The sequence below is a fragment of the Nitrincola schmidtii genome (assembly GCF_008973715.1).
Classification (GTDB): Bacteria; Pseudomonadota; Gammaproteobacteria; order Pseudomonadales; family Balneatricaceae; genus Nitrincola; species Nitrincola schmidtii.
The window spans coordinates 13,211-33,248 of sequence record NZ_WBOL01000003.1; the positions used below are offsets into that span (position 1 = coordinate 13,211).

Below are 20,038 nucleotides of genomic sequence, written 5' to 3' on the forward strand. Positions count from 1 at the left end.
AGAAATGAAGTCATTTCTATTAAGCCTTTCCAAGAGAATGATATGTCTTGAATAGGTTCATGGCTGTATAAGAGGGATTAAGCGTGAATAATAATAAACAAATAGATGTATCCGAACTTCCATTTGCTGCACCCTGTAGAAAAGTAAGCGATGATGCTCCACTACGTTGGTTACAAAAAGGAGTAGATGATTTACGCGCAGCACCTCGACAGAGTTTAGTGTATGGCGCTTTGACTGTGTTGTTAAGTTGGGGGATGACCTTGGTGACTATGCAATTTGGAACCATTGGTCTTTACCTTGGTTTAGTCAGTGGCTTCGTTTTTGCTGGACCTTGGTTGGCGTTAACCCTTTATGCAATCAGCTTAAGGCTTGAAAGAGGTGAGAGAGTATCCCTACGGTTATCGATACGGGATGCTGGTAGAGCCATTGGTTCTGCTACAGTTTTTGCTTTCATCTTAGTGGTTGTATTGCTTGTATGGGCGCGTGCGGCCAACACTATGTACATTTTTTTTCCTGAAGTGAGCGATCCAAGTTTTAGTCAAATGGCAGTTTTTGTCATAGCGGGGATGTCTGTTGGCGCCCTGTTTTGTTTGGTCATGTTCGCAGTCAGTGCGTTTTCCTTGCCTATGCTCATTGACCGTCAGGCCGATGCTGTCACGGCGGTTGTAACAAGTGTGAACGCGGTGATGCGGAACAAATACCCATTAATGCTATGGGCAGTTATGATTTCCTGCTTAATCATGATAGCTGCCTTAACCGCATGGGTCGCACTTATCGTCATTATGCCTGTCTTGGGTCATGCATCTTGGCATGCATATCGAGAAACAATTGATGCAGAGCAATGGCCGAGCAGTATTTTGAAAGAGTGAGTTGCTTTCAACCCACTCTTTTTATTTCAAACTGCTGATTAATCAGTAGCGTGTATGACTCGATGAACAAATCCAAGCTTTTCGATAACAGGCTGAGAGATGACAAAGGGGTAGGCATGTTCATGCCCCATGCTGCGATTTAAGCTGTTCAGTGCGAAGGTTAAGGGTAACCATTGTTCTATCAGCGTTTCTATTGAATCGGCTTTGTAGGGGTCAAAATTATTGCGTACCATTTTTTCAAAATCATCACCTGTTTTCGGGCGTATACCGATGTTGAACTGCCAAGCGGTTTCTAAAGTGTCAATAATATGTAGGTAATGTGCCCAGGTTTCTGCCCAGTCTTCCCAAGGATGCATAGTGGCGTAGGAGCTAATGAAATTATCTTGCCAATCATTCGGAGCGCCTTCTTGGTAGTGGTTTTCTAATGCTTTGCCATAATCTAAGGTATCGTCACCAAATAGTGCTCTGCATTCCCCCAGTAACTCGGTATTTTGAATCAACTTATTCCAGTAATAATGCCCCGATTCATGTCTAAAGTGTCCAAGAAGAGTGCGATAAGGCTCATCGAGTGTGCCACGCATTTTTTCACGCTCTACCGGATCAGCTTCTTTGATATTGATCGTTATCAAACCATTGGCATGACCTGTTAATACCTTGTCACGCTCACTAAAGGGGTGGGGGCTATCAGCTTTAAAATCGAAACCTAAACCAGTTGGGTCTTCACTTAAAGGAGGAAGCGGAAGGTTAAGTCTCATCAATGAATAAATTAAGCGTCTTTTTTCTGTTTCAAGGTCTCTCCAAAGATCCACATGACCTTCAACGCTTAGGTTAGGTATGGTTTGATTCAGTCGACAGGCAATACATAGTTCATGGGGATCGTTGCTGGGTATCATCCAGTTACAGGAGTCATGCTGTTCGTAATTAGCGCATTTTCGATAAAATGACTTTTGTCCTTGTGGTTGCCATAAACTGTTTTCAAGCAAATTTAGAGAGGTGAGTTTGCGTTTATCTGGCAGAAAACCCAAGGTTGCATCACAACGCTCACAAGTGACATTTTCAAAATACAGTCGATTGTCGCAATGACCGCAGCTAAATAAACGCATAGGGTGCTCTCCTAGCAAGCCGTGTTTCGGCTAAAAATAATACAACCATTATCCGCTAGTCCCTCAAGAGTACAACCCACGTGACATCACTTAACACTTCTAATCACGTTCTTACTGCACCTTTAATCAACAACTCTGCAATGTTACCCTTATCACTAACCATTTCTAAATATGATTTATGTATTTATAACGGTTTTGTTAACAACTGAGGTAAATGAATGAAGATTGTAAGAGTGCAAGATATTATCGGTACTGAGCGCGAAGTGCATGGCCCAGGATGGACGAGTCGTCGAATGTTGCTTAAAAAAGATGGCATGGGTTTTTCTTTCCATGAAACCATCATTCCAGCAGGCGCTGAGCTCAACCTTTGGTACAAACATCATCTCGAAGCGGTTTACTGTGTGGCCGGTAATGGCACTATTTATGACAAAGCAACCGGTGAAACACATCAAATCAGCGATGGTACCCTTTACGCGCTAGATAAACATGATCAGCATACCCTTCGCGGTGGTACTGAAGATATGCGCTTGATTTGTGCGTTCAACCCACCCGTCACAGGTCGAGAAGTTCATGATGAAGATGGCGCTTATTTGCCTGACACCAGCGAAGATTAATGCCTGAGTTATAGCTGTGTAGTGACATCAAGCCCCAATATTGAGCAATCATGTTCGCTATTGGGGTTGTCGTCGATGTCTTTTTTGCTGAACTTAAATTCTATTTAACAGTTCTGTTTTTTTCGCGTGGTACTCTTCATCCGAGATTGCCCCAATTTCTTTTAATTTGGCAAGTTTTTCAATCAGTTGAATAGCTTCATCAACAGATGATGTGCTCGGTGTTGGGTTTTGAAAAGCCTGACTTGGATTATTCGGGCTGGTTTGATGGTATTGAGGTTGGATGGGCTCTGCAAAATTCTGTTGTGGTGCTGGAGGTGTCCCTTGTCCCGAAATGATTGGCAAGCTATTAACGGAGATGGTGCCATATTGGCTACTAAACGTTAAAGAAGAATCACCACCTTGTTGTTGGCTAACACCACCAATGCTGTGATCAAGCGTATCATAGACGGTAACTTGACCATTAAGCTCCACCGCTAAACGATTCGGGAAAACAGCGTAACGAATGTTGTTTTGGGCACCTGTGCTGAAGGGGTTGCCTAAATTACCTGGCCACCATTCACTACTGCCCGGCATACCTTGTGGAATTTTGACAAACACTTGCAGGTTGGCAAGGCCGTTGGAAAGCTCGCTACATAGGTTATCGACTGTCATTTTTAAGCCGTAATTGAACATATCGCCCACCATGGTCATACCCCCACGCATCCATTGGCCGGCACCGCCTAACTCAGGGCAGTTGAATTGAGCCTGAGTACCACAGCCATTATTGACTGCTATTAGCATGTGCATCACTGCGTCGTAACTTAAATTGTATTTAGCGCTAAGATTATTAACGAGTTGTTGGCCATCTTGGGTAAGGTTTTGCATGATTTATTCTCAAAAAGTGGGATAATTCGAAGCGTTAGACTGACAGGAGTTGAATAACTTCAGGTGTGTGTCGTGATAAATATGTTTTCTTATTCTAACATACTGCAAAGAATTAAATGCCATTCGGTGTTCTTTATTTAGGGGCGGCAAAATTTAAAATTGCTTTCCATAAAGTTAGGTATGACAGTATATCGAATCAGTGCTATAAATGAATGTAGTGTTTAAATACTGAGTATTACCACATGATTTCTAATGATGCTCAACTTGAACGACATCATAAAATTCGAGGACTGTTTGATCAGTACATCGAGTATTATGCTGGTCGTCATGAACGGCTTATTGATTTTTTTAGTAAAGAGTTCAGTGGTTTTGCTGGTGGTGGAAGTGTATTAGTCAAAGATCGAGAAGAGTGGATCGCAATTACACGACAAGATTTTGCTGAAGTTCCTGAACAGATCAAAATTCAATTGATTGATCTCTCTCAACAAGATTTAAGTAAAGATATTGTTTCTGTGACGGCTTTCTTTCACATGCATCTTTCTGATCCTGAAGTAATTTTCTCAAGAGAGATTGTCAGGCTGGTACTTATCTTTCGACTTGAAGAGGAAAGTTGGAAAATTGTTCACAGCAGTTTTTCTGTGCCTTATCACTTAGTAGAGCAGGGTGAGGTTTTCCCACTTAACTCATTACAAGAGCGTAACCGTATTTTGGAAGAGTTGGTAGAAGAACGCACCAAGGAATTAAACCAACGAGAGGCCTTTTATCGGTTACTGACTGAAGACACCTTAGATGTATTGTGGCGTACTGATGCTAATCTTGTGATTACCTATGTAAGTCCTTCAGACGAGCGGTTGCGGGGTTTTAAATCTGAAGAGGTGATAGGGCACCATGTATTTTCATTATTTAATGAAGAGGGCGTTGCCATTGTCATCAAAGCCTTAGAAAAGCGACAAGTTTCAGAGAAGGAGGGTAATCCACTAGGTTTCGTTAACTTCGAAGCCCCGCATGTGTGTAAGGATGGAAGTGTGATTTGGGGTGAGGTTTTTTCAAAAGCGGTTCGTGATGAGGCTGGAAACATTATCGGCTTTCATGGCATTACCCGGGAAATAACGAAACGTAAAAACATGCAGGATCAGATTAAACAGCTGGCCTTTTATGACACACTGACACAATTGCCTAATCGCCGTCTTCTAATTGATCGAATTAACCAAGCTTCAGCCGCCAGCAAGCGAACAGGGCATCACGGTGCATTAATGTTTGTCGACCTAGATAACTTTAAACCACTCAATGATGTTCACGGCCATCATGTTGGAGATCTGCTATTGGTTGAAGTAGCGAAGCGCCTGAAAGATTGTGTTCGTGAAATGGATACCGTAGCACGTTTCGGTGGCGATGAGTTTGTGTTGCTGCTCGGTGATTTGGATACCAGTTTCGAAAAATCAGTCGCCTATGCAAGCAGTGTGGCAGAAAAAATTCGTTGTCGCCTTTCGGATATCTATCAACTGAAGGTTAAACATAATGACCAAGCTGAAAGGCTTGTCGAACATCGTTGTACGGCCAGTATTGGTGTATATGTGTTTATCGACCACAAAGCAAACCCCGATGAAATTTTAAAGTGTGCAGATAAAGCGATGTATGATGCGAAAGCTGCGGGCCGAAATACGATTAAGTTTTATCAAGAAAGCGCTTAGCCCATCTAAGGCATTAGCGACACATTATTCTTGAACTTGATCAGTCGGCAACAGGAAATGCTGTTTGGGTCGGTCAAGTTCATGCTGACTTGCGTTGACCGACGTATCTTTCAACTGCACCCCTGAAAGTTTTCTTCGATAAGACTCCAGAAATAAAAACATTAATGTATGTGTCGCTTCGTCATAACTCAGCCCTTGTGGGCGTATATTAGAGATACAATTTCGAGCGGCATCAGTTAGACCCAAGCGGGGAGCATAGGTATAGTAAATCCCTAAACTATCTGGAGAGCTTAATCCGGGTCGTTCGCCAATTAGCAGTATTACCGATTGCGATTTAAGTAGTTCACCTACCTCGTCAGCTATGGCAACTCTGGCTTGGCTAACCATACAGATAGGTCCAGCTCTAAAACCTTCAGCGTTTAACCCTGCGGCGATTCTATTCACCATGGCAACCGCATGGGAAGCAACGGCGGTGGAGGATAAACCATCAGCTATAATAATCAGGGTGTCTGGAGTTGAATGGTTACTGGCATGGTTTTGCAAAAATGCTACCGATTCTGCACTCAAGCGACGGCCAAAATCAGGGCGTTGTAGATACTCTCGACGATCCTTGACCCGACTTTTCAGTCGATAGACCTCAAAGCCCTGTTCTTGTAATTGATGCTGCAGGTGATCTTCATCTAAGGGAAGATGCACGGCATCTCTGGCTTTAGCATGGTCTAATTGAAAGGCGAGTTGCTCGCGGGTTGGAAGACTAACACCGGCTCTACCCAAGCCAATACGAGCATCCGTATGCTGGCGCAGGGTATTCCAGCGGTTGTGAATAACAATAGGCTCTTTATTCATCGTCCATTCCCCTTTGGTAAGCTTAACCTCGCAAAATCACCTGGTAACTCACTCGCGGTGTTAAGCTGACCTTGCGCATTAAAAATGCCTTGCTGTTGCAGCCAGCGTTCAAATTCTGGTGCCGGTTTTTTATTCAGCACTTGTCGAACATATAACGCATCATGAAAAGAGGTAGTTTGGTAATTCAGCATAATATCGTCAGAACCTGGAATGCCCATGATAAAGTTAATGCCTGCCACACCTAATAAGGTCAGCAACATATCCATATCGTCTTGATCCGCTTCCGCATGATTGGTGTAGCAGATGTCACACCCCATCGGCAAACCCAACAGCTTTCCGCAGAAATGATCTTCTAAGCCTGCACGAATAATCTGTTTACCATCATATAGATACTCTGGTCCAATAAACCCAACCACCGTATTGACCAATAGTGGTTCAAAATGTCGTGCCACTGCGTAAGCTCTAGCTTCACAGGTTTGTTGATCAACACCGTGATGAGCATTAGCCGATAACGCACTGCCTTGTCCTGTCTCAAAGTACATAACATGGTTGCCTAAGGTACCTCGATTCAACGAGCGACCAGCATCTAAGGCTTCACTTAACAAGGCTAAGTTAATGCCAAAACTAGTATTGGCTGCTTCAGTGCCTGCAATAGATTGGAAAATCAAATCGACCGGCACACCTTTGTTAATGGCATCAATTTGCGTTGTCACATGGCTTAAGACGCAGAACTGCGTGGGTATTTGATAATGCTGAATGACATCATCTAGCATCTTCATCAAGGTGGTAACAGCGTAATCATTGTCAGAGGCAGGATTGATACCAATCACGGCATCGCCACTGCCATAGAGTAACCCATCCAAAACGCTCGCTGCGATCCCGGCAGGATCATCGGTCGGGTGGTTAGGTTGTAAACGCGTTGATAAGTGCCCTGATAATCCTAGCGTATTTCGAAAGCGCGTCACGACGTTACATTTAGCCGATACATTAATCAGGTCCTGTATGCGCATGATTTTACTGACTGCTGCGACCATTTCCGGCGTTAAGCCTTTAGCGAGCTGTTGCAGTGTCAAGGTATCGGCGTGATCCGATAACAACCAATCGCGGAAATCACCGACTGTCAGATGTGCCACGATAGAAAAGGCTGAGGTGTCATGCTGATCAATAATCAGCCGTGTCACCTCATCTTGTTCATAAGGAATCAGTGGGTCGTTCAAAAAGGTCGTTAACGGCAGATCGGCTAATAACATTTGTGCTGCAATGCGTTCCTGTGCATCCTCGGCAGCGATCCCTGCAAGGCAATCACCCGAGCGCAATGGAGTAGCTTTCGCCATTAAGGTTTTAAGATCGTTAAACTGATAACGCTGAACACCGATTGCACATTGATAAGCCATGGCTTTACTCACGCAATATATTTTATTGATAGCCTGCCTTTCGAAAACACTACGCACGTGTAGTGTTTTTATATTGATTACGTTATCAAACCCTTATCTATAATTCTCTAGCCCAGTGCTAGGTAGAGAATGTGTGATAGATGACTCGTCAACGTTTTAACTACAGAATCAATCATCCCTCGTTAACACTTCCAACAACTCTATCTCGAAAATCAGGTTAGCATTGGCTGGGATGAGATTGCCCATTTTGCGTTCACCGTAAGCTAGCTCTGCGGGTACCCAAAGCTTTCGCTTTCCGCCGGTTTTCATCCCTTTCAGCCCTAAAACCCAACCCTGTATCACGCGTTTGTGGCTTAATACTGTTTGAAAAGGTTCGTTGCGTTTGTATGACGAGTCAAACTCAGTTCCGTTTTCAAGCCATCCCCGATAATGTGCAGTGATCAATGCCCCTTTCTCTGCTGCTTTGCCAGTGCCTTCGATAAGGTCTTCTATGGTTAATTTGGACTGCATGAAAATTCCTTAGACTATCAAGATGAATTTTTTAAGAGGATGGCGAAATAAGTAAAATTTAAACTAAAACCCAATGCTGATCAAAAACTCATCAATTCCCTGCAGGTAAATGGCTTCACTATCCAAAAATCCGGTGTTGTGACCACCATGAATCATTAGCAGTTGTTTCGGTGGATTAGCCAATTCATACACCTTTTCACCCTCGCGAAAGGGGACTAGTTCATCATCTTTGCTGTGGATGACTAACAAGGGCATTTCGCGATGAGTGACGTATTCAGCCGTAGGGTAATGAATACGCGCTAAGAGTTTTACCGGCAACCAAGGGTATAACTGTTGGCCTAATTCGGGCATTGAGCGGAAGGGGGACTCTAAGATTAACGCGGCTGAATCTGTTCGAGAGGCTAATTCAGCTGCGACCGCAGAACCAAGCGAGCGCCCAAAAATAATAAAGCGATCTGGGTCATGCCCAGAGTTGTCTTTTAACCAGCGCCAGCCAGCATCTGCATCCATTGCCGTTCCTGCTTCAGAAGGCTTGCCTTCACTTCGACCATAGCCGCGATAATCCAGAATAAGAACAGCAAGACCGAGTTGATGAAACTGCGCTAAGGATGGCAGTCTATGTGAAATATTACCGGCGTTGCCATGCAAAAATAAAAGAGAAGCGCGAGGTTCGTCATGGGGTAACCACCAAGCATCTAACTGTAAATCATCTTCAGTAGTCAGTGTAACCGATTGCCAAGTTAAGCCAATATCACTGGGAGTGCCGATAGGTTCGCGTCCAACATCCGTTAAAAAAATTGAGCGCTCTTGTGACATCCACATGATTAGTAGAATCAACAAGTAGATGGCGCTAAAAAACACACCTATGCGTAAGATCGTTTTAGCGTAGTTCATTGACTTAACCTATTGATCCTGAATTCAGAGAATGAGTGTACATCTAATCATTGAATCATACATTGCTCTGTGTACTTATCGAGAATTCCAGCTATAGTTTTGTGACTGCTCACCGCCCTTTAGGCGATGCTTCCAACGTCACAGGCCGTAACCGATACGTGATCGGATTTACACAGCCTCAGTTGGCAGGAACGAACAGTCCTTCCGCTCGTAAATGAATCAAACCTTGCTGGCGGATATTGATCGCAGCATTGATGTCACGATCAATATCTGTTGTGCCGCAGGCAGGACAATCCCACGTGCGAACAGCCAGTGGTAACGATGCGATTTTGTAACCGCAGCAAGCACAGGTTTTGGTACTGGCAAACCACGGATTAATCTTCACCAGGTGCTTACCGGCACGCATCGCTTTATACGTTAACTTTTTGATCAAACCATCCCAGCTTACATCCGCAATGTGCTTGGCGAGCCGGTGGTTTTTCAATAAGTTTGTAATCTTTAATGTCTCAACAACCACTGCTTGGTTATCGTCAACGAGTTGTCGAGACAGTTTGTGCTGAAAATCAGCACGAGTGTTGGCCAGGCGCTCATGCGCCTTGGCTACCAGTAATCGGGCTTTCGCCCGACCCCGACTGCCTTTCTGGCAGCGTGACAGGGCTTTTTGCTTGCGCCGCAGATTAGAGGCTGCATTCTTTAAAAACCTCGGATTTGGCGTTTTAACGCCCTCAGAGGTGATGCAGACATCCGTCAATCCCATATCGATACCAACGACTTGATCCAGTGTTTGTATCGGTATGGGCGCATTCAATCCATCGTCGGTTAAGATCGATGCGTAGTATTTACCGGTTGCGGTACGACTGACCGTAATACTGCGGATAGATCCTTCCAGATCACGATGAATTCTGGCCTTAATAGCTGCTATCTTTGGGATCTTAATCCAATCATCACCCACGCTCACACTGGTACAGTGATAGCTGGATTGTTTGCTACGCTTAGATTTAAAGCGTGGAAACCGTGCCGTCTTCTTAAAGAATTTGGCAAAAGCTGTATCCAGATGGATTATTGACTGTTGGAGTGCAATGGCATCGAACGATTTAAGCCAATGGTATTTACGTGACTTTTTCGCCACCGCCAGTAAAGGCTTGATGTCACGCTTGGCACGCAAGCTCACACCGTGGTGTTGATACTGGTTACGTATAATCAAGAGCGCTTTGTTGTAACAAAAGCGCACAGCACCGAATTGCTGGTTTAAAAAAACAGCCTGCTCGGGTGTTGGATAAATACGTACTCTGGTGGCAGAAATCATGTTCACATTATACCATACACATTAACAACGCGTTGCTTTGTGCGCTTATATCACCGCCAGCATTGGGCGATGGTTTACGCGCAGATTTGCTAAAGAGTGGAGGGTGTATGAATTACCTAGAATACCAACAGATCAGTTGTCCCTACTGCGGTGAATGGATTGAAGTGCAAATTGATTACCAAGAAGCGGGCGATCAGTATATTGAGGATTGCCAAGTATGTTGTAGCCCGATTACCATCAAAGTGGCATTAGATGAAGAAGGCGCTGTGTATGTCACAGCGCACGCAGAGAACGATGTTTAATTAATTATCCCTAGCCAAAATATATACAGCCAACTACTGCTTTAATAGTGTAAGAAGTGCTTCGGCAGTCGCATCAGAAGAGGCTGGATTTTGACCTGTCACTAACAAGCCATCGATTGCCACATGACTTTGCCAGTCTTGTGTGCGCTCAAAGTGGCCACCATTTTCTTTAAGCATATCTTCGACTAGGAAAGGGACAATGTCCGTCAGTTGAACTGCATCTTCTTCAGTATTGGTGAAGCAAGTAACCGATTTGCCCTTAACTAGAGGGTCGCCCTTGCTGTCTTTCGTATGTTTGAAAACGGCTGGTGCATGACAAACGGCACCTACCGGTTTGGATTGTTTGTAAAATTCCTGAATTAATTTAATAGAGTGCTGATCTTCTGCTAAATCCCATAAAGGGCCATGGCCTCCGGGGTAAAAAATAGCGTCAAAGTTATTCGCGTTCACATAGGCCAGTTTTACGGTATTGGCTAAAACTTTCTGCGCATCAGTATCTTGGTTAAATCGTTCTGTCGCAGGTGTTTGAGCATCGGGTACCGAACTATTTGGATCGATCGGTGGCTGACCTCCCTTAGGCGAGGCGAGTGTGATGTTTGCTCCAGCATCAAGAAAAACGTAGTAGGGAGCAGCAAATTCTTCTAGCCAGAATCCTGTTTTATGCTCTGTATCGCCAAGTTGATCGTGTGAAGTTAGTACCATTAAAATTTTCATAGAGTCTCCTGTTTTGCCATGAATTCAAACTACGTAAAATATTAACAATGTGATCTCTATTTGCTGAATTGATATCTCTTGCCTTATTAAATAAGCGGATATTCTTGCATTGACTTTACATATCAGAAATGAGTTTAATGGCATTTTTAAACAGCACACTGCCGACATGCAATTCTTAACGCGTCTTTTTAAAGCACACTTTGCTTGGTTGATCCTTACACTGGGCTTGCTGCTGTCTCTCTCTATTGCTTGGACAGTAAAAAAATCTATCGAAAGAGATGCAGCGCATCGTTTTGAGTTCGCAGCTGCAGAAGTCACCCTAAAAATTGAGGAAAGATTACAAGCTTACGCACTGATTCTGCAGAGCGGTGTGGCTTTTTTCAATGGATCTTCTGACATTGTTGATCGTGATCAATGGCGAGTTTTTGTTGATACCCTTAGAGAGCATTCCAGTGTTTCAGGTATTCAAGGGATCGGATTTTCAAAAGTTATTCTCACCGAAGATTTGCAAGAACACATCGACTCGGTTCGTGCAGAGGGCTTTCCTGATTATACAGTTTATCCAGCAGGTGAAAGACCGTTTTATACTTCAATTGTTTACTTAGAGCCTTTAGATTGGCGCAACATGAGAGCGATTGGCTTTGATATGTTCTCGGAACCTGTGCGTCGGACAGCGATGGAAAAGGCAAGGGATACAGGCAAGGCTTCTCTATCGGGTAAGGTTGAACTGGTTCAAGAAGTGGACACCGATATTCAGGCAGGCACCTTGATGTATGTACCAGTGTATCGTCAAGGCGATGTGGTTGACAGTGTTGAATCTAGGCGTTCAGCTTTGCTTGGTTGGGTTTATAGTCCCATCGGATGAAAGATTTAATGTCACAGGTATTCATCGACTGGACAACTATCGAAGATAATGTGCTGGGTCTTCGAGTCTATGATGGAACAGATGAGAACCCAGAACGTTTATTGTTCACTAATTACTCATCATTGGATGACTTAAAGCAGTCCTCGATCTTTAATCAGAATATTACACTGAATTTTAATGGAACTGACTGGCTGTTAGTGTTTGATGCAAAAGCGGCCAGTGCCAATATTAGTTATTTGAGTGCTTGGGCTGTGTTATTCAGTGGTTTTGCTCTCAGTGGCTTACTGTGTGGTTTGATGTTATCCCTTAATACGACGCGTCAACGTGCCAATCTTATTGCTGATAATCTCACACAAGAAATTCAAAAGCGCGAATCCCTACTTAAGGAAAGTGAGTTTCGCTGGCGATTTGCGATCGAAGGGGCAGGCGATGGTCTTTGGGACTGGAATCTTGCAGATGGAAAAGTATTCTTTAGTTCGCGCCTAAAAGATATGTTGGGATATTCTGCTGATGAAATCAGCAGCAACTTTGATGAGTGGCGTTCTCGTGTTCACTCAAAGGATCTTAAACAGACCATGAGTGAAATCCAAGCGCACTTGGATGGAAATACCGAGCTGTATCGTCATGAATATCGTCTTAAGTGTAAAGACGGTAGCTGGAAATGGGTATTTGCAAGAGGGGTTGTAGTTGAACGGGATGCTGACCATAAACCTCTTCGCATGATAGGTACGCATTCCGATATTACCTCAAGAAAAGAGACAGATGAAAAGCTTCAGCTTGCCGCCAGTGTTTTCAGTCATGCGGGTGAAGGCGTCATGATTACTGACACCAGTGGGCATATTATTGATGTGAACGAAGCCTTTACACACATAACAGGATTTGGTGCTGAAGAGGTGATTGGAAAAAACAGTCGTATTCTAAGTTCAGGTCGACATGACAAAGAGTTTTATGCGTCAATTTGGAACTCTCTTAAACTAAAAGGTTTTTGGCATGGTGAAATTTGGAATCGCCGTAAAACGGGAGAGGTTTATGCAGAAATTCTAACTATCTCTGCCGTTAATGACGAAGATGGTGCTGCGCGTCATTATGTTGCCATCTTTTCAGATATAACCTCCGTGAAAGAGTATCAAACTCGACTTGAAAGCATTGCTCATTACGATGTGCTAACACGGTTACCTAATCGGGTGTTGTTATCTGACCGTTTACATCAGGCGATAGCTCAGGTTAAGCGTAACCGAAAAATGTTGGCTGTCGCCTTCATTGATCTGGATGGGTTCAAAGCAGTTAATGATAATCATAGACATCAAATTGGTGATGAGCTGTTAATTGCTATTGCTTCTCGCCTTAAAGCCGCTATTAGAGAAGGTGATACCATCGCTCGAATTGGGGGTGATGAATTTATCGTGGCGATGGTGGATTTAGGATTCCGTGAAGAGTGTTATCCCATGTTAGATAGATTGCTTTCTGTGGTTTCAAAACCGGTGAAAATTGGCGAATTTATGCTTCAAGTATCAGCTAGTATTGGTGTTACATTTTACCCACAAGAGGATAATCTCGATGCAGATCAGTTACAACGCCAGGCGGATCATGCAATGTATCAAGCAAAATTAAAAGGCAAAAACCGTTATCATGTATTTGAAGAGCTTTAAGATCATTCAAAAGGCTTTATGAACTCTCGCTACTACCGCCGTGGCCCCGAACATCGATACGGCGAAATCGTCGATTTTGTCTCGATTCGAAAGCTTTACGATTTTCGTTCTGTTGAGATAGGTCGGTGGGTTACGCGGAATGAAAACGAGGAAGCTGCCGCGCTTTTTTACGATGCTCTGGCAGACTTAATGACGATACTAAATGGTACTGAATCGCTCATCTCATTGCGTGGAACCCTAGCTTTTCAATATGGAATAGGGGGGCGACCGGGCGTAGCCGCACACTATCAACCTGCAACTCGCTGTTTCTCACTGGCAAAAAATGCAGGTCCCGGCAGTATTGCGCATGAATGGTTCCATGCCCTTGATCACTATTTAGCAGATAAGTGTTTTAGTGATGCTCCGAAGATAATGTTTGCCTCCAGCGCTTGGCTACATGACGCAACACCCGTGGTGCATTCACTCAATGACCTTCTATTTAAATGCTTCAAAGCCATATTTCTTGATGAAACAGGTCTGGAGCCAAGTGAACTTTTTATGGCGTCGAAAAAAGTAGATCAACAATCCGGAGTGCTTTACTGGAGCTTACCTGAAGAGATGGCTGCTCGCGCTTTTGAGTCTTATGTTCAAGATCATGCGATTTGTAATCACTTCTTAGTAAAAGGGACTAAGTCATCGAAAGAAGCGCTGTTGGGGCTCTATCCTCAAGGTGAGCAGAGAGCCATAATCAATACAGCATTTCAGGAATATTTTCGTCACTTGGGAAATAGCTTGAGAAAACAGCAAACGCTAACACGTTAAGGTGCTGCGTTCTAATCCATCTGCCTATTACGCCTGCATTAGCTTTTCCCTACATTTTTTCTTATCGTCTAGGAAGCGAGCGCACATTAGGATATTTTCTACCTTCTTGAAAGTCGGCAAGAATATCTTGCATCTCTTCAGTTGTCATGTGTCCTATGTAGCGATACCAAGTTTTGCTATCGGGTCCAATAATTAAGTGCTGTGGTATGACTCTTGAGCCTTCTTCTATTAACACTCGATTGGGTGGAAGGTTAAAACGATTCGACCAACGTTGCGCATCTTGGACAGTCGCATCGACAAAAGGCTGATCACCTCCCGTCATGACTGTATAAATCTGTAATTGGGTTGATGCAGTGTCGGTCAAGCGTCGAATATGCGGTGCTTGTTGTGAGCTTGCATTGCACCAAGGAGCGGCATAAGTGACCCAAATCCAATGGTATAATGAAGTATCATCACACACATCGATAGTCTCACCATTAGCACTTAAGCGACTCGATCTGTCTAGGTTACTTGTACAGCCTCCGGCAATATCCCAGTCAGTATAATATTCGCCCGTGGGATCTTTTGAATTGCATCCGGATAGGATGAGTAGAACCATAAGAACGACAAAAATAAGGGGATATTTCATTCATGCTGCCCTATGCAAATCGATCAAACTTAATCATTAACACCAGCATAGTTCACTTTCTAACTAACTGATCAAACACACCACCATTACTGAAATGTTTTTCTTGAGCAACCGACCAATTGGGATAAAGATCCTCTAGCTTAAATAAATTAATTTGCTGAAAATGTTCAAGATTCTGGGTGCTGACGAGTTCTGGGTACTGTGGGCGATAATAGTGTTGAGCTGCGATGCGTTGACCATCTTCCGAATACAGATGTTCAACATAGGCTTTGGCTACTTCTGTACTGCCTTTTCTGTCGGTATTGCCGGTCATGACCGCCACCGGTGGTTCAGCTAAAATGGACTGGCTAGGAATAATAATCTCAAGACCATTGTGGCTAAGATTATTGAGGCTTAATAGCGCTTCATTTTCCCACGCAATCAAAACATCTCCCATACCTCGTTCTACAAAAGTAACACTGGATCCGCGAGCACCTGTGTCCATTAATAAAACATTGCTGTAAAGTTTTTGTACGAAATCTCGTGCAGATTGTTCGGCTAGATCACGGGATGCATCATCAGCATCATTGAGTTGTTGAATACCACCCATGGCATTGAGATAGGCATGTCCCCATGCCGCTAGATAGTTCCAGCGCGCACCGCCGGATGTTTTAGGGTTGGGGGTAATGATGCCAACGTTTTCGTTAACTAAATCATCCCAGTCTTTGATATTTTTAGGGTTTCCTTCACGCACCAGAAATACAATGGTAGACGTGTAGGGTGATGATGCAAGAGGTAACTGTTCCTGCCAATGCTTATCCAGCCGACCTGTTCGTTCTGCAACCATATCGATGTCATAGGCAAGAGCCAACGATAACACATCAGCATTGAGTCCTTGCATGACTGCTAACGCTTGACGTCCAGAACCGCCATGAGACATCCTGACGCGCACAGTATCCCCAGTTTTTGCTCGCCAATGATCAACAAAACGTTCATTGTAATCTTGGTAAAACTCACGAGTTGGATCGTACGAGACATTCAATAAGTCAATATCGGCTGAATAAGCACTGATTGGAAGTGTGATAAGCAAGGCAGCTAGAATATTTTTGAATTGCCCACGTTGATTCTTGTCCGTCATGATAACTGTTTCCTTGAACTAAAAGTGTGACAAGGATAAGTGTTATTGTTTAGATCTAAAAGTAATTAATAATTATTTTAATATAACCAAAATTAAAATAATTTTTTCCTAATGTTACTGGTGCTAGTTCAGTATAATCAGATACACACAAGGTCAAGGAAGCGTTTTATGACTGTAGATCAATGGATTATCATTTCTATTTTTGCAATCACCGTGTTGATGTTCCTATGGGGGCGTTGGCGGCACGATATGGTGGCGTTTGGTTCACTATTGGCCTGTGTTCTAGCTGGTCTGATTGATCCTGCTGAAGCCTTTAGTGGCTTTGGTCATCCTGCTGTGATAACCGTGGCCTGTGTATTAATTCTGAGTCGAGGATTACAGAACTCTGGTGCTGTGGATGCATTAACGCGTGTTGCGTTACCTGCGAATGCGGGGCGCATGGTCAGTATGTTGGCCTTAATGGGGTTAGGAGCCTTCTTATCTGGCTTTATGAACAACGTCGGTGCTATGGCGCTGTTAATGCCGGTAGCCATTCATGTGGCGCATCGATTAGAACTTACGCCGGGTCAAGTCCTGATGCCTTTGGCTTTTGGCACTATTCTAGGCGGCATGACCACGCTCATCGGTACACCGCCCAACCTAATTGTTTCGGGATTTCGAGCAGAAGCTGGGTTAGGCAGTTTTGCCATGTTCGACTTCACCATTATTGGTTTTGCAGTCGCTTTCGTGGGTATTATTTTTATTGCCCTGGTAGGCTGGCGTCTTGTTCCAGCACGACAACAATCGGATCTTGAAGGTTTTGAATCAGGGGCTTATATCACCGAAGTTAGAATTGAAGAGAAGAGTAAGTCGGATGGTTTACGCTTGTTTGAGATCGAAAAAGCTTTAGAGGATGTTGACTCTCAAGTCCTAGGTATCGTTCAACGAGAAGTCAAAATTATTGCTGCTAATTCAAATCGTCGTGTCTATGCAGGCGATATTTTGATGATTGAAGCAGAAGTGGATGCCCTGGCTGATGTGCTATCCATTTTAGGTTTGACCCTGGAAGAATCGGTAAAGGAGGAACAGGATTCAGACGAAAAGCCTGCACAGGTGGAAAAAGTAGCAGCGAAAAAAACCATCAAAGAGAAGATTGACAACAAACAACCAGCAAGTAAGACGTCAGCTAAAGATCAAGAAGAGGAAGAAGAGGAAGAAAGCTCCAGTAAATCCAAAGAAATAGAGTTAATGGAGCTTGCGGTACTGCCGAACTCACCATTATCAGGTCGTTCAGCTAGCGATATTCTGTTAAGAACACGTTATGGCATCAACTTATTGGCTTTTTCTAGAGAGGGGAGTCGATCGAGAAAACGCTTGCGTTCTATTGCGATTCAATCAGGTGATTTATTGCTGATGCAAGGGCCTCCTGAATCTATATTGGAGTTTGCAGCCGATAATGCCTGTGTGCCACTGGCACAACGCGAGTTACGTATTCCAGATAAAATAAAAATCTGGCAAGCCAGCTTAATTATGCTGTTCTCTATTGCAGGAGCTGCCTTTGGTTTGTTGCCAGCAGCGATCGCTTTTGCATTGGGCGTATTAGCATCTATGGCCTTACGCACGGTACCACTGCGGCAAGTGTACGAAGCCGTTGATTGGCCTGTGATCGTGTTATTGGCGTCATTGATTCCAGTAGCGGCGGCGATGGAAATAACGGGAACAGCCGATTTAATTGCCCGAGTGTTGGTTGAAAATGTGGCGCAGGGTAATGCAGTGGTAGGCTTAGCATTAATTCTGATCGTGACGATGTTCTTATCGGATTTGATGAACAATGCAGCGACAGCGGCCGTCATGTGTCCAATCGCGATCAGTATTGCCAATACCCTGGTGGTGAGTCCTGATTCGTTTTTAATGGCCGTGGCGATTGGCGCTTCCTGCGCATTTTTGACGCCGATAGGTCATCAGAATAACACCTTGATTTTAGGGCCTGGTGGGTTCAAGTTTAGTGATTATTGGAAACTTGGCTTTCCACTAGAAGTTCTTGTGATTCTAGTATCATTACCCTTGCTGTTACTGGTGTGGCCGTTGTAAAAAAAGCACCTACTCAACCACACCTTAGGACCGCTATAGGGGTGTGGAAGAGTAGGCGAAAAGTGATGTCCGTCTAATCCATGGAATTTTCGTTTAGACGTCTTCTAGACCCAGCTCTTTGACAGAAATTTCGCGCATCTTAAACTTCTGAATTTTTCCAGTAACGGTCATTGGAAACTCTTCGACAAATTTAAAGTAGCGTGGGATTTTGAAGTGGGTGATTTTCCCTTTGCAGAAGGCTCGCAATGATTCATCGCTCATTTCATCAGCGCCGGGTTGAAGTTTGATCCATGCAATCAGTTCCTCACCGTATTTTCTATCGGGAATACCGGTAACTTGAACTTCTGCAATGGCAGGGTGGGTGTATAAAAATTCTTCCACTTCTTTGGGATAGATGTTTTCACCACCACGAATTACCATGTCTTTAATGCGGCCTTCGATCTTGATGTAGCCTTCTTCGTCCATGCTGGCCAAATCACCTGTATGCATCCATCCTGCAGCATCAATCGCTTCTTTAGTGCCTGATTCATTATTCCAGTATTTCAACATGACGCTGTAACCACGTGTGCACAGTTCACCAATTTCGCCACGAGGCAAAATACGACCGGTAGCCGGATCTACAATTTTGCTTTCCAAATGCGGCTGAGTGCGTCCTACGGTGGTCACACGTTTTTCCAGCGAATCATTGGCACCGGTTTGCGTTGAAACCGGACTCGTTTCAGTCATTCCGTAAGCGATCTGAACCTCTTTCATGTTCATTTTATTGATCACTTGTTTCATCACTTCGGTCGGGCATAACGAGCCTGCCATGATGCCAGTGCGTAAACTGGAAAGGTCCATTTTGTCGAAATCCGGGTGACCTAGCTCAGAAATAAACATGGTCGGTACACCGTACAGAGCAGTTGCACGCTCTTGATGAACCGCTTGTAAAACCGTGGCGGGATCAAACCCTTCGCCTGGATAGATCATCGTTGATCCATGCGTCACACAACCCAAGTTACCCATCACCATGCCAAAACAGTGATACAGCGGAACAGGGATCACTAGGCGATCTTTTTCGGTAAAGCCCATACTTTCGGTAACAAAGTATCCGTTGTTTAGAATATTGTGATGAGAAAGCGTTGCACCTTTTGGAAAGCCCGTGGTGCCAGAGGTGTACTGAATATTGATCGCATCATCAAACTGTAACTCTGATTGAGTTTGATCCACTGTTTCTTGCGGGATTTCTTTGGATAACTCAACAAAGTCTTGCCAACGCCACATGCCCGGATGCTTTTTCTCATCAAGGTTAATGACCCCTTTTAGCAGCGGCAGTTTTTGCGATTTTAGCTTTCCTTCGGCACACATTTTTAGTTCAGGTGCTAGCTCGTAAAGCATGCTGCGATAATCAGAACCTTTAAAGCTGTCTGCTGTGACAAGGTAGCTGGCTTCTGATTGATTCAGGGCATATTCCAGTTCGTGGGTACGATAAGCGGGGTTGATGTTAACCAGAATCGCACCAATTTTTGCAGTCGCAAATTGGGTTAAGGTCCACTCATAACGGTTAGGTGACCAGATACCGACCCTGTCTCCACGTTGAACACCGATCGCTAAGAGTGCCCGTGCACAGCGATTCACGTGTTCTTGAAGTTCTTTGTAGGTCCATCGAATATTTTGGTGTAACACGATTAGCGCATCGTTATCAGGGTAACGGTTGGCTGTCGCATCAAACATATCTCCAATGGTCATGCCCAGTAGAGGTTTGCTGCTGGTACCGCTGGTATAGCTTGGTAGTGTTGACATAGTTCAGGCTCCATTATTT

19 protein-coding genes are annotated in these 20,038 nt (G+C 44.1%); 8 read left to right on the plus strand and 11 right to left on the minus strand.

The window, feature by feature from the left end:
* Nucleotides 1–83 precede the first annotated feature (83 nt).
* Nucleotides 84–869 carry a DUF2189 domain-containing protein gene (locus tag F7R24_RS03390; RefSeq protein ID WP_151669847.1) on the plus strand — a complete coding sequence of 262 codons (786 nt, stop codon included), beginning with the start codon at nucleotides 84–86 and terminating at the stop codon, nucleotides 867–869.
* Nucleotides 870–907: 38 nt separating this feature from the next.
* Here the strand turns inward: F7R24_RS03390 and F7R24_RS03395 are convergent, their stop codons facing one another.
* Nucleotides 908–1,972, minus strand: coding sequence for a zinc-binding metallopeptidase family protein (locus tag F7R24_RS03395; RefSeq protein ID WP_151669848.1), 1,065 nt, complete (start codon nucleotides 1,970–1,972; stop codon nucleotides 908–910).
* A gap of 218 nt (nucleotides 1,973–2,190) precedes the next feature.
* Here F7R24_RS03395 and F7R24_RS03400 point away from each other — a divergent pair, with 218 nt between their 5' ends.
* Nucleotides 2,191–2,586: an ectoine synthase gene (locus F7R24_RS03400; RefSeq protein WP_151669849.1), complete on the plus strand. Its 396-nt coding sequence runs from the start codon at nucleotides 2,191–2,193 to the stop codon at nucleotides 2,584–2,586.
* A 93-nt stretch (nucleotides 2,587–2,679) separates the two neighbouring features.
* Here the strand turns inward: F7R24_RS03400 and F7R24_RS03405 are convergent, their stop codons facing one another.
* Complete coding sequence (locus tag F7R24_RS03405) at nucleotides 2,680–3,450, minus strand: SHOCT domain-containing protein (RefSeq protein WP_151669850.1); 771 nt, start codon at nucleotides 3,448–3,450, stop codon at nucleotides 2,680–2,682.
* Between the two features lie 242 nt (nucleotides 3,451–3,692).
* On the opposite strand from F7R24_RS03405, the gene F7R24_RS03410 reads away from it, so the two are divergent.
* Complete coding sequence (locus F7R24_RS03410; RefSeq protein WP_151669851.1) at nucleotides 3,693–5,141, plus strand: diguanylate cyclase domain-containing protein; 1,449 nt, start codon at nucleotides 3,693–3,695, stop codon at nucleotides 5,139–5,141.
* Nucleotides 5,142–5,165: 24 nt separating this feature from the next.
* On the opposite strand, the gene eutC is transcribed toward F7R24_RS03410, so the two are convergent.
* The 5 genes from eutC to F7R24_RS03435 all read right to left on the minus strand — a co-directional run bounded on the left by eutC (nucleotide 5,166) and on the right by F7R24_RS03435 (nucleotide 10,091).
* Nucleotides 5,166–5,987: an ethanolamine ammonia-lyase subunit EutC gene (gene eutC, locus F7R24_RS03415; RefSeq protein ID WP_151669852.1), complete on the minus strand. Its 822-nt coding sequence runs from the start codon at nucleotides 5,985–5,987 to the stop codon at nucleotides 5,166–5,168.
* Entirely contained in the window at nucleotides 5,984–7,381 is a 1,398-nt protein-coding gene (locus tag F7R24_RS03420; RefSeq protein WP_151669853.1) for an ethanolamine ammonia-lyase subunit EutB, read from the minus strand. Before F7R24_RS03420 ends, eutC begins: the two co-directional genes overlap by 4 nt.
* A gap of 168 nt (nucleotides 7,382–7,549) precedes the next feature.
* A complete protein-coding gene (locus F7R24_RS03425) occupies nucleotides 7,550–7,891 on the minus strand; it encodes an FKBP-type peptidyl-prolyl cis-trans isomerase (protein WP_151669854.1) in 342 nt (113 codons plus the stop codon).
* Nucleotides 7,892–7,954: 63 nt separating this feature from the next.
* Complete coding sequence (locus tag F7R24_RS03430; protein WP_151669855.1) at nucleotides 7,955–8,785, minus strand: alpha/beta hydrolase; 831 nt, start codon at nucleotides 8,783–8,785, stop codon at nucleotides 7,955–7,957.
* 178 nt (nucleotides 8,786–8,963) lie between these two features.
* Entirely contained in the window at nucleotides 8,964–10,091 is a 1,128-nt protein-coding gene (locus F7R24_RS03435; RefSeq protein ID WP_151669856.1) for an RNA-guided endonuclease InsQ/TnpB family protein, read from the minus strand.
* A gap of 107 nt (nucleotides 10,092–10,198) precedes the next feature.
* On the opposite strand from F7R24_RS03435, the gene F7R24_RS03440 reads away from it, so the two are divergent.
* On the plus strand, nucleotides 10,199–10,393 hold the full coding sequence (locus F7R24_RS03440) for a CPXCG motif-containing cysteine-rich protein (RefSeq protein WP_151669857.1): 195 nt from the start codon (nucleotides 10,199–10,201) through the stop codon (nucleotides 10,391–10,393).
* 33 nt (nucleotides 10,394–10,426) lie between these two features.
* On the opposite strand, the gene F7R24_RS03445 is transcribed toward F7R24_RS03440, so the two are convergent.
* Nucleotides 10,427–11,107, minus strand: a complete 681-nt coding sequence (locus F7R24_RS03445; RefSeq protein ID WP_151669858.1) for a type 1 glutamine amidotransferase domain-containing protein — start codon at nucleotides 11,105–11,107, stop codon at nucleotides 10,427–10,429.
* Nucleotides 11,108–11,216: 109 nt separating this feature from the next.
* Here F7R24_RS03445 and F7R24_RS03450 point away from each other — a divergent pair, with 109 nt between their 5' ends.
* From F7R24_RS03450 to F7R24_RS03460, 3 genes are read left to right on the plus strand one after another with little or no spacing between them, the layout of a single operon-like run.
* The gene (locus F7R24_RS03450) at nucleotides 11,217–11,972 is read left to right on the plus strand and encodes a CHASE domain-containing protein (protein ID WP_151669859.1); all 756 of its coding nucleotides are present in this window, start codon (nucleotides 11,217–11,219) and stop codon (nucleotides 11,970–11,972) included.
* A gap of 8 nt (nucleotides 11,973–11,980) precedes the next feature.
* Nucleotides 11,981–13,621: a sensor domain-containing diguanylate cyclase gene (locus tag F7R24_RS03455; RefSeq protein ID WP_168926767.1), complete on the plus strand. Its 1,641-nt coding sequence runs from the start codon at nucleotides 11,981–11,983 to the stop codon at nucleotides 13,619–13,621.
* 18 nt (nucleotides 13,622–13,639) lie between these two features.
* Complete coding sequence (locus F7R24_RS03460; protein WP_151669861.1) at nucleotides 13,640–14,422, plus strand: CLCA_X family protein; 783 nt, start codon at nucleotides 13,640–13,642, stop codon at nucleotides 14,420–14,422.
* Nucleotides 14,423–14,483: 61 nt separating this feature from the next.
* On the opposite strand, the gene F7R24_RS03465 is transcribed toward F7R24_RS03460, so the two are convergent.
* Nucleotides 14,484–15,050 carry a TlpA family protein disulfide reductase gene (locus tag F7R24_RS03465; protein WP_151669862.1) on the minus strand — a complete coding sequence of 189 codons (567 nt, stop codon included), beginning with the start codon at nucleotides 15,048–15,050 and terminating at the stop codon, nucleotides 14,484–14,486.
* Between the two features lie 52 nt (nucleotides 15,051–15,102).
* The gene (locus tag F7R24_RS03470) at nucleotides 15,103–16,167 is read right to left on the minus strand and encodes a sulfate ABC transporter substrate-binding protein (protein ID WP_151669863.1); all 1,065 of its coding nucleotides are present in this window, start codon (nucleotides 16,165–16,167) and stop codon (nucleotides 15,103–15,105) included.
* A 168-nt stretch (nucleotides 16,168–16,335) separates the two neighbouring features.
* On the opposite strand from F7R24_RS03470, the gene F7R24_RS03475 reads away from it, so the two are divergent.
* Entirely contained in the window at nucleotides 16,336–18,237 is a 1,902-nt protein-coding gene (locus F7R24_RS03475) for an SLC13 family permease (protein WP_151669864.1), read from the plus strand.
* 93 nt (nucleotides 18,238–18,330) lie between these two features.
* Here F7R24_RS03475 and F7R24_RS03480 read toward each other — a convergent pair whose 3' ends face one another.
* Nucleotides 18,331–20,019 (minus strand): AMP-binding protein, encoded by a 1,689-nt coding sequence (locus F7R24_RS03480; protein WP_151669865.1) that lies wholly within the window; start codon nucleotides 20,017–20,019, stop codon nucleotides 18,331–18,333.
* Nucleotides 20,020–20,038: the final 19 nt, after the last annotated feature.

Excerpts from the sequence above, each read along its gene's own strand:
- F7R24_RS03405 (WP_151669850.1), bottom strand. The coding sequence starts at position 3,450 with ATGCAAAACCTTACCCAAGATGGCCAACAACTCGTTAATAATCTTAGC.
- F7R24_RS03455 (WP_168926767.1), top strand. The coding sequence starts at position 11,981 with ATGTCACAGGTATTCATCGACTGGACAACTATCGAAGATAATGTGCTG.
- F7R24_RS03425 (WP_151669854.1), bottom strand. The coding sequence starts at position 7,891 with ATGCAGTCCAAATTAACCATAGAAGACCTTATCGAAGGCACTGGCAAA.
- F7R24_RS03430 (WP_151669855.1), bottom strand. The coding sequence starts at position 8,785 with ATGAACTACGCTAAAACGATCTTACGCATAGGTGTGTTTTTTAGCGCC.
- F7R24_RS03465 (WP_151669862.1), bottom strand. The coding sequence starts at position 15,050 with ATGAAATATCCCCTTATTTTTGTCGTTCTTATGGTTCTACTCATCCTA.
- F7R24_RS03420 (WP_151669853.1), bottom strand. The coding sequence starts at position 7,381 with ATGGCTTATCAATGTGCAATCGGTGTTCAGCGTTATCAGTTTAACGAT.
- F7R24_RS03445 (WP_151669858.1), bottom strand. The coding sequence starts at position 11,107 with ATGAAAATTTTAATGGTACTAACTTCACACGATCAACTTGGCGATACA.
- eutC (WP_151669852.1), bottom strand. The coding sequence starts at position 5,987 with ATGAATAAAGAGCCTATTGTTATTCACAACCGCTGGAATACCCTGCGC.
- F7R24_RS03440 (WP_151669857.1), top strand. The coding sequence starts at position 10,199 with ATGAATTACCTAGAATACCAACAGATCAGTTGTCCCTACTGCGGTGAA.
- F7R24_RS03475 (WP_151669864.1), top strand. The coding sequence starts at position 16,336 with ATGACTGTAGATCAATGGATTATCATTTCTATTTTTGCAATCACCGTG.
- F7R24_RS03435 (WP_151669856.1), bottom strand. The coding sequence starts at position 10,091 with ATGATTTCTGCCACCAGAGTACGTATTTATCCAACACCCGAGCAGGCT.
- F7R24_RS03460 (WP_151669861.1), top strand. The coding sequence starts at position 13,640 with ATGAACTCTCGCTACTACCGCCGTGGCCCCGAACATCGATACGGCGAA.
- F7R24_RS03395 (WP_151669848.1), bottom strand. The coding sequence starts at position 1,972 with ATGCGTTTATTTAGCTGCGGTCATTGCGACAATCGACTGTATTTTGAA.
- F7R24_RS03480 (WP_151669865.1), bottom strand. The coding sequence starts at position 20,019 with ATGTCAACACTACCAAGCTATACCAGCGGTACCAGCAGCAAACCTCTA.
- F7R24_RS03410 (WP_151669851.1), top strand. The coding sequence starts at position 3,693 with ATGATTTCTAATGATGCTCAACTTGAACGACATCATAAAATTCGAGGA.
- F7R24_RS03470 (WP_151669863.1), bottom strand. The coding sequence starts at position 16,167 with ATGACGGACAAGAATCAACGTGGGCAATTCAAAAATATTCTAGCTGCC.
- F7R24_RS03400 (WP_151669849.1), top strand. The coding sequence starts at position 2,191 with ATGAAGATTGTAAGAGTGCAAGATATTATCGGTACTGAGCGCGAAGTG.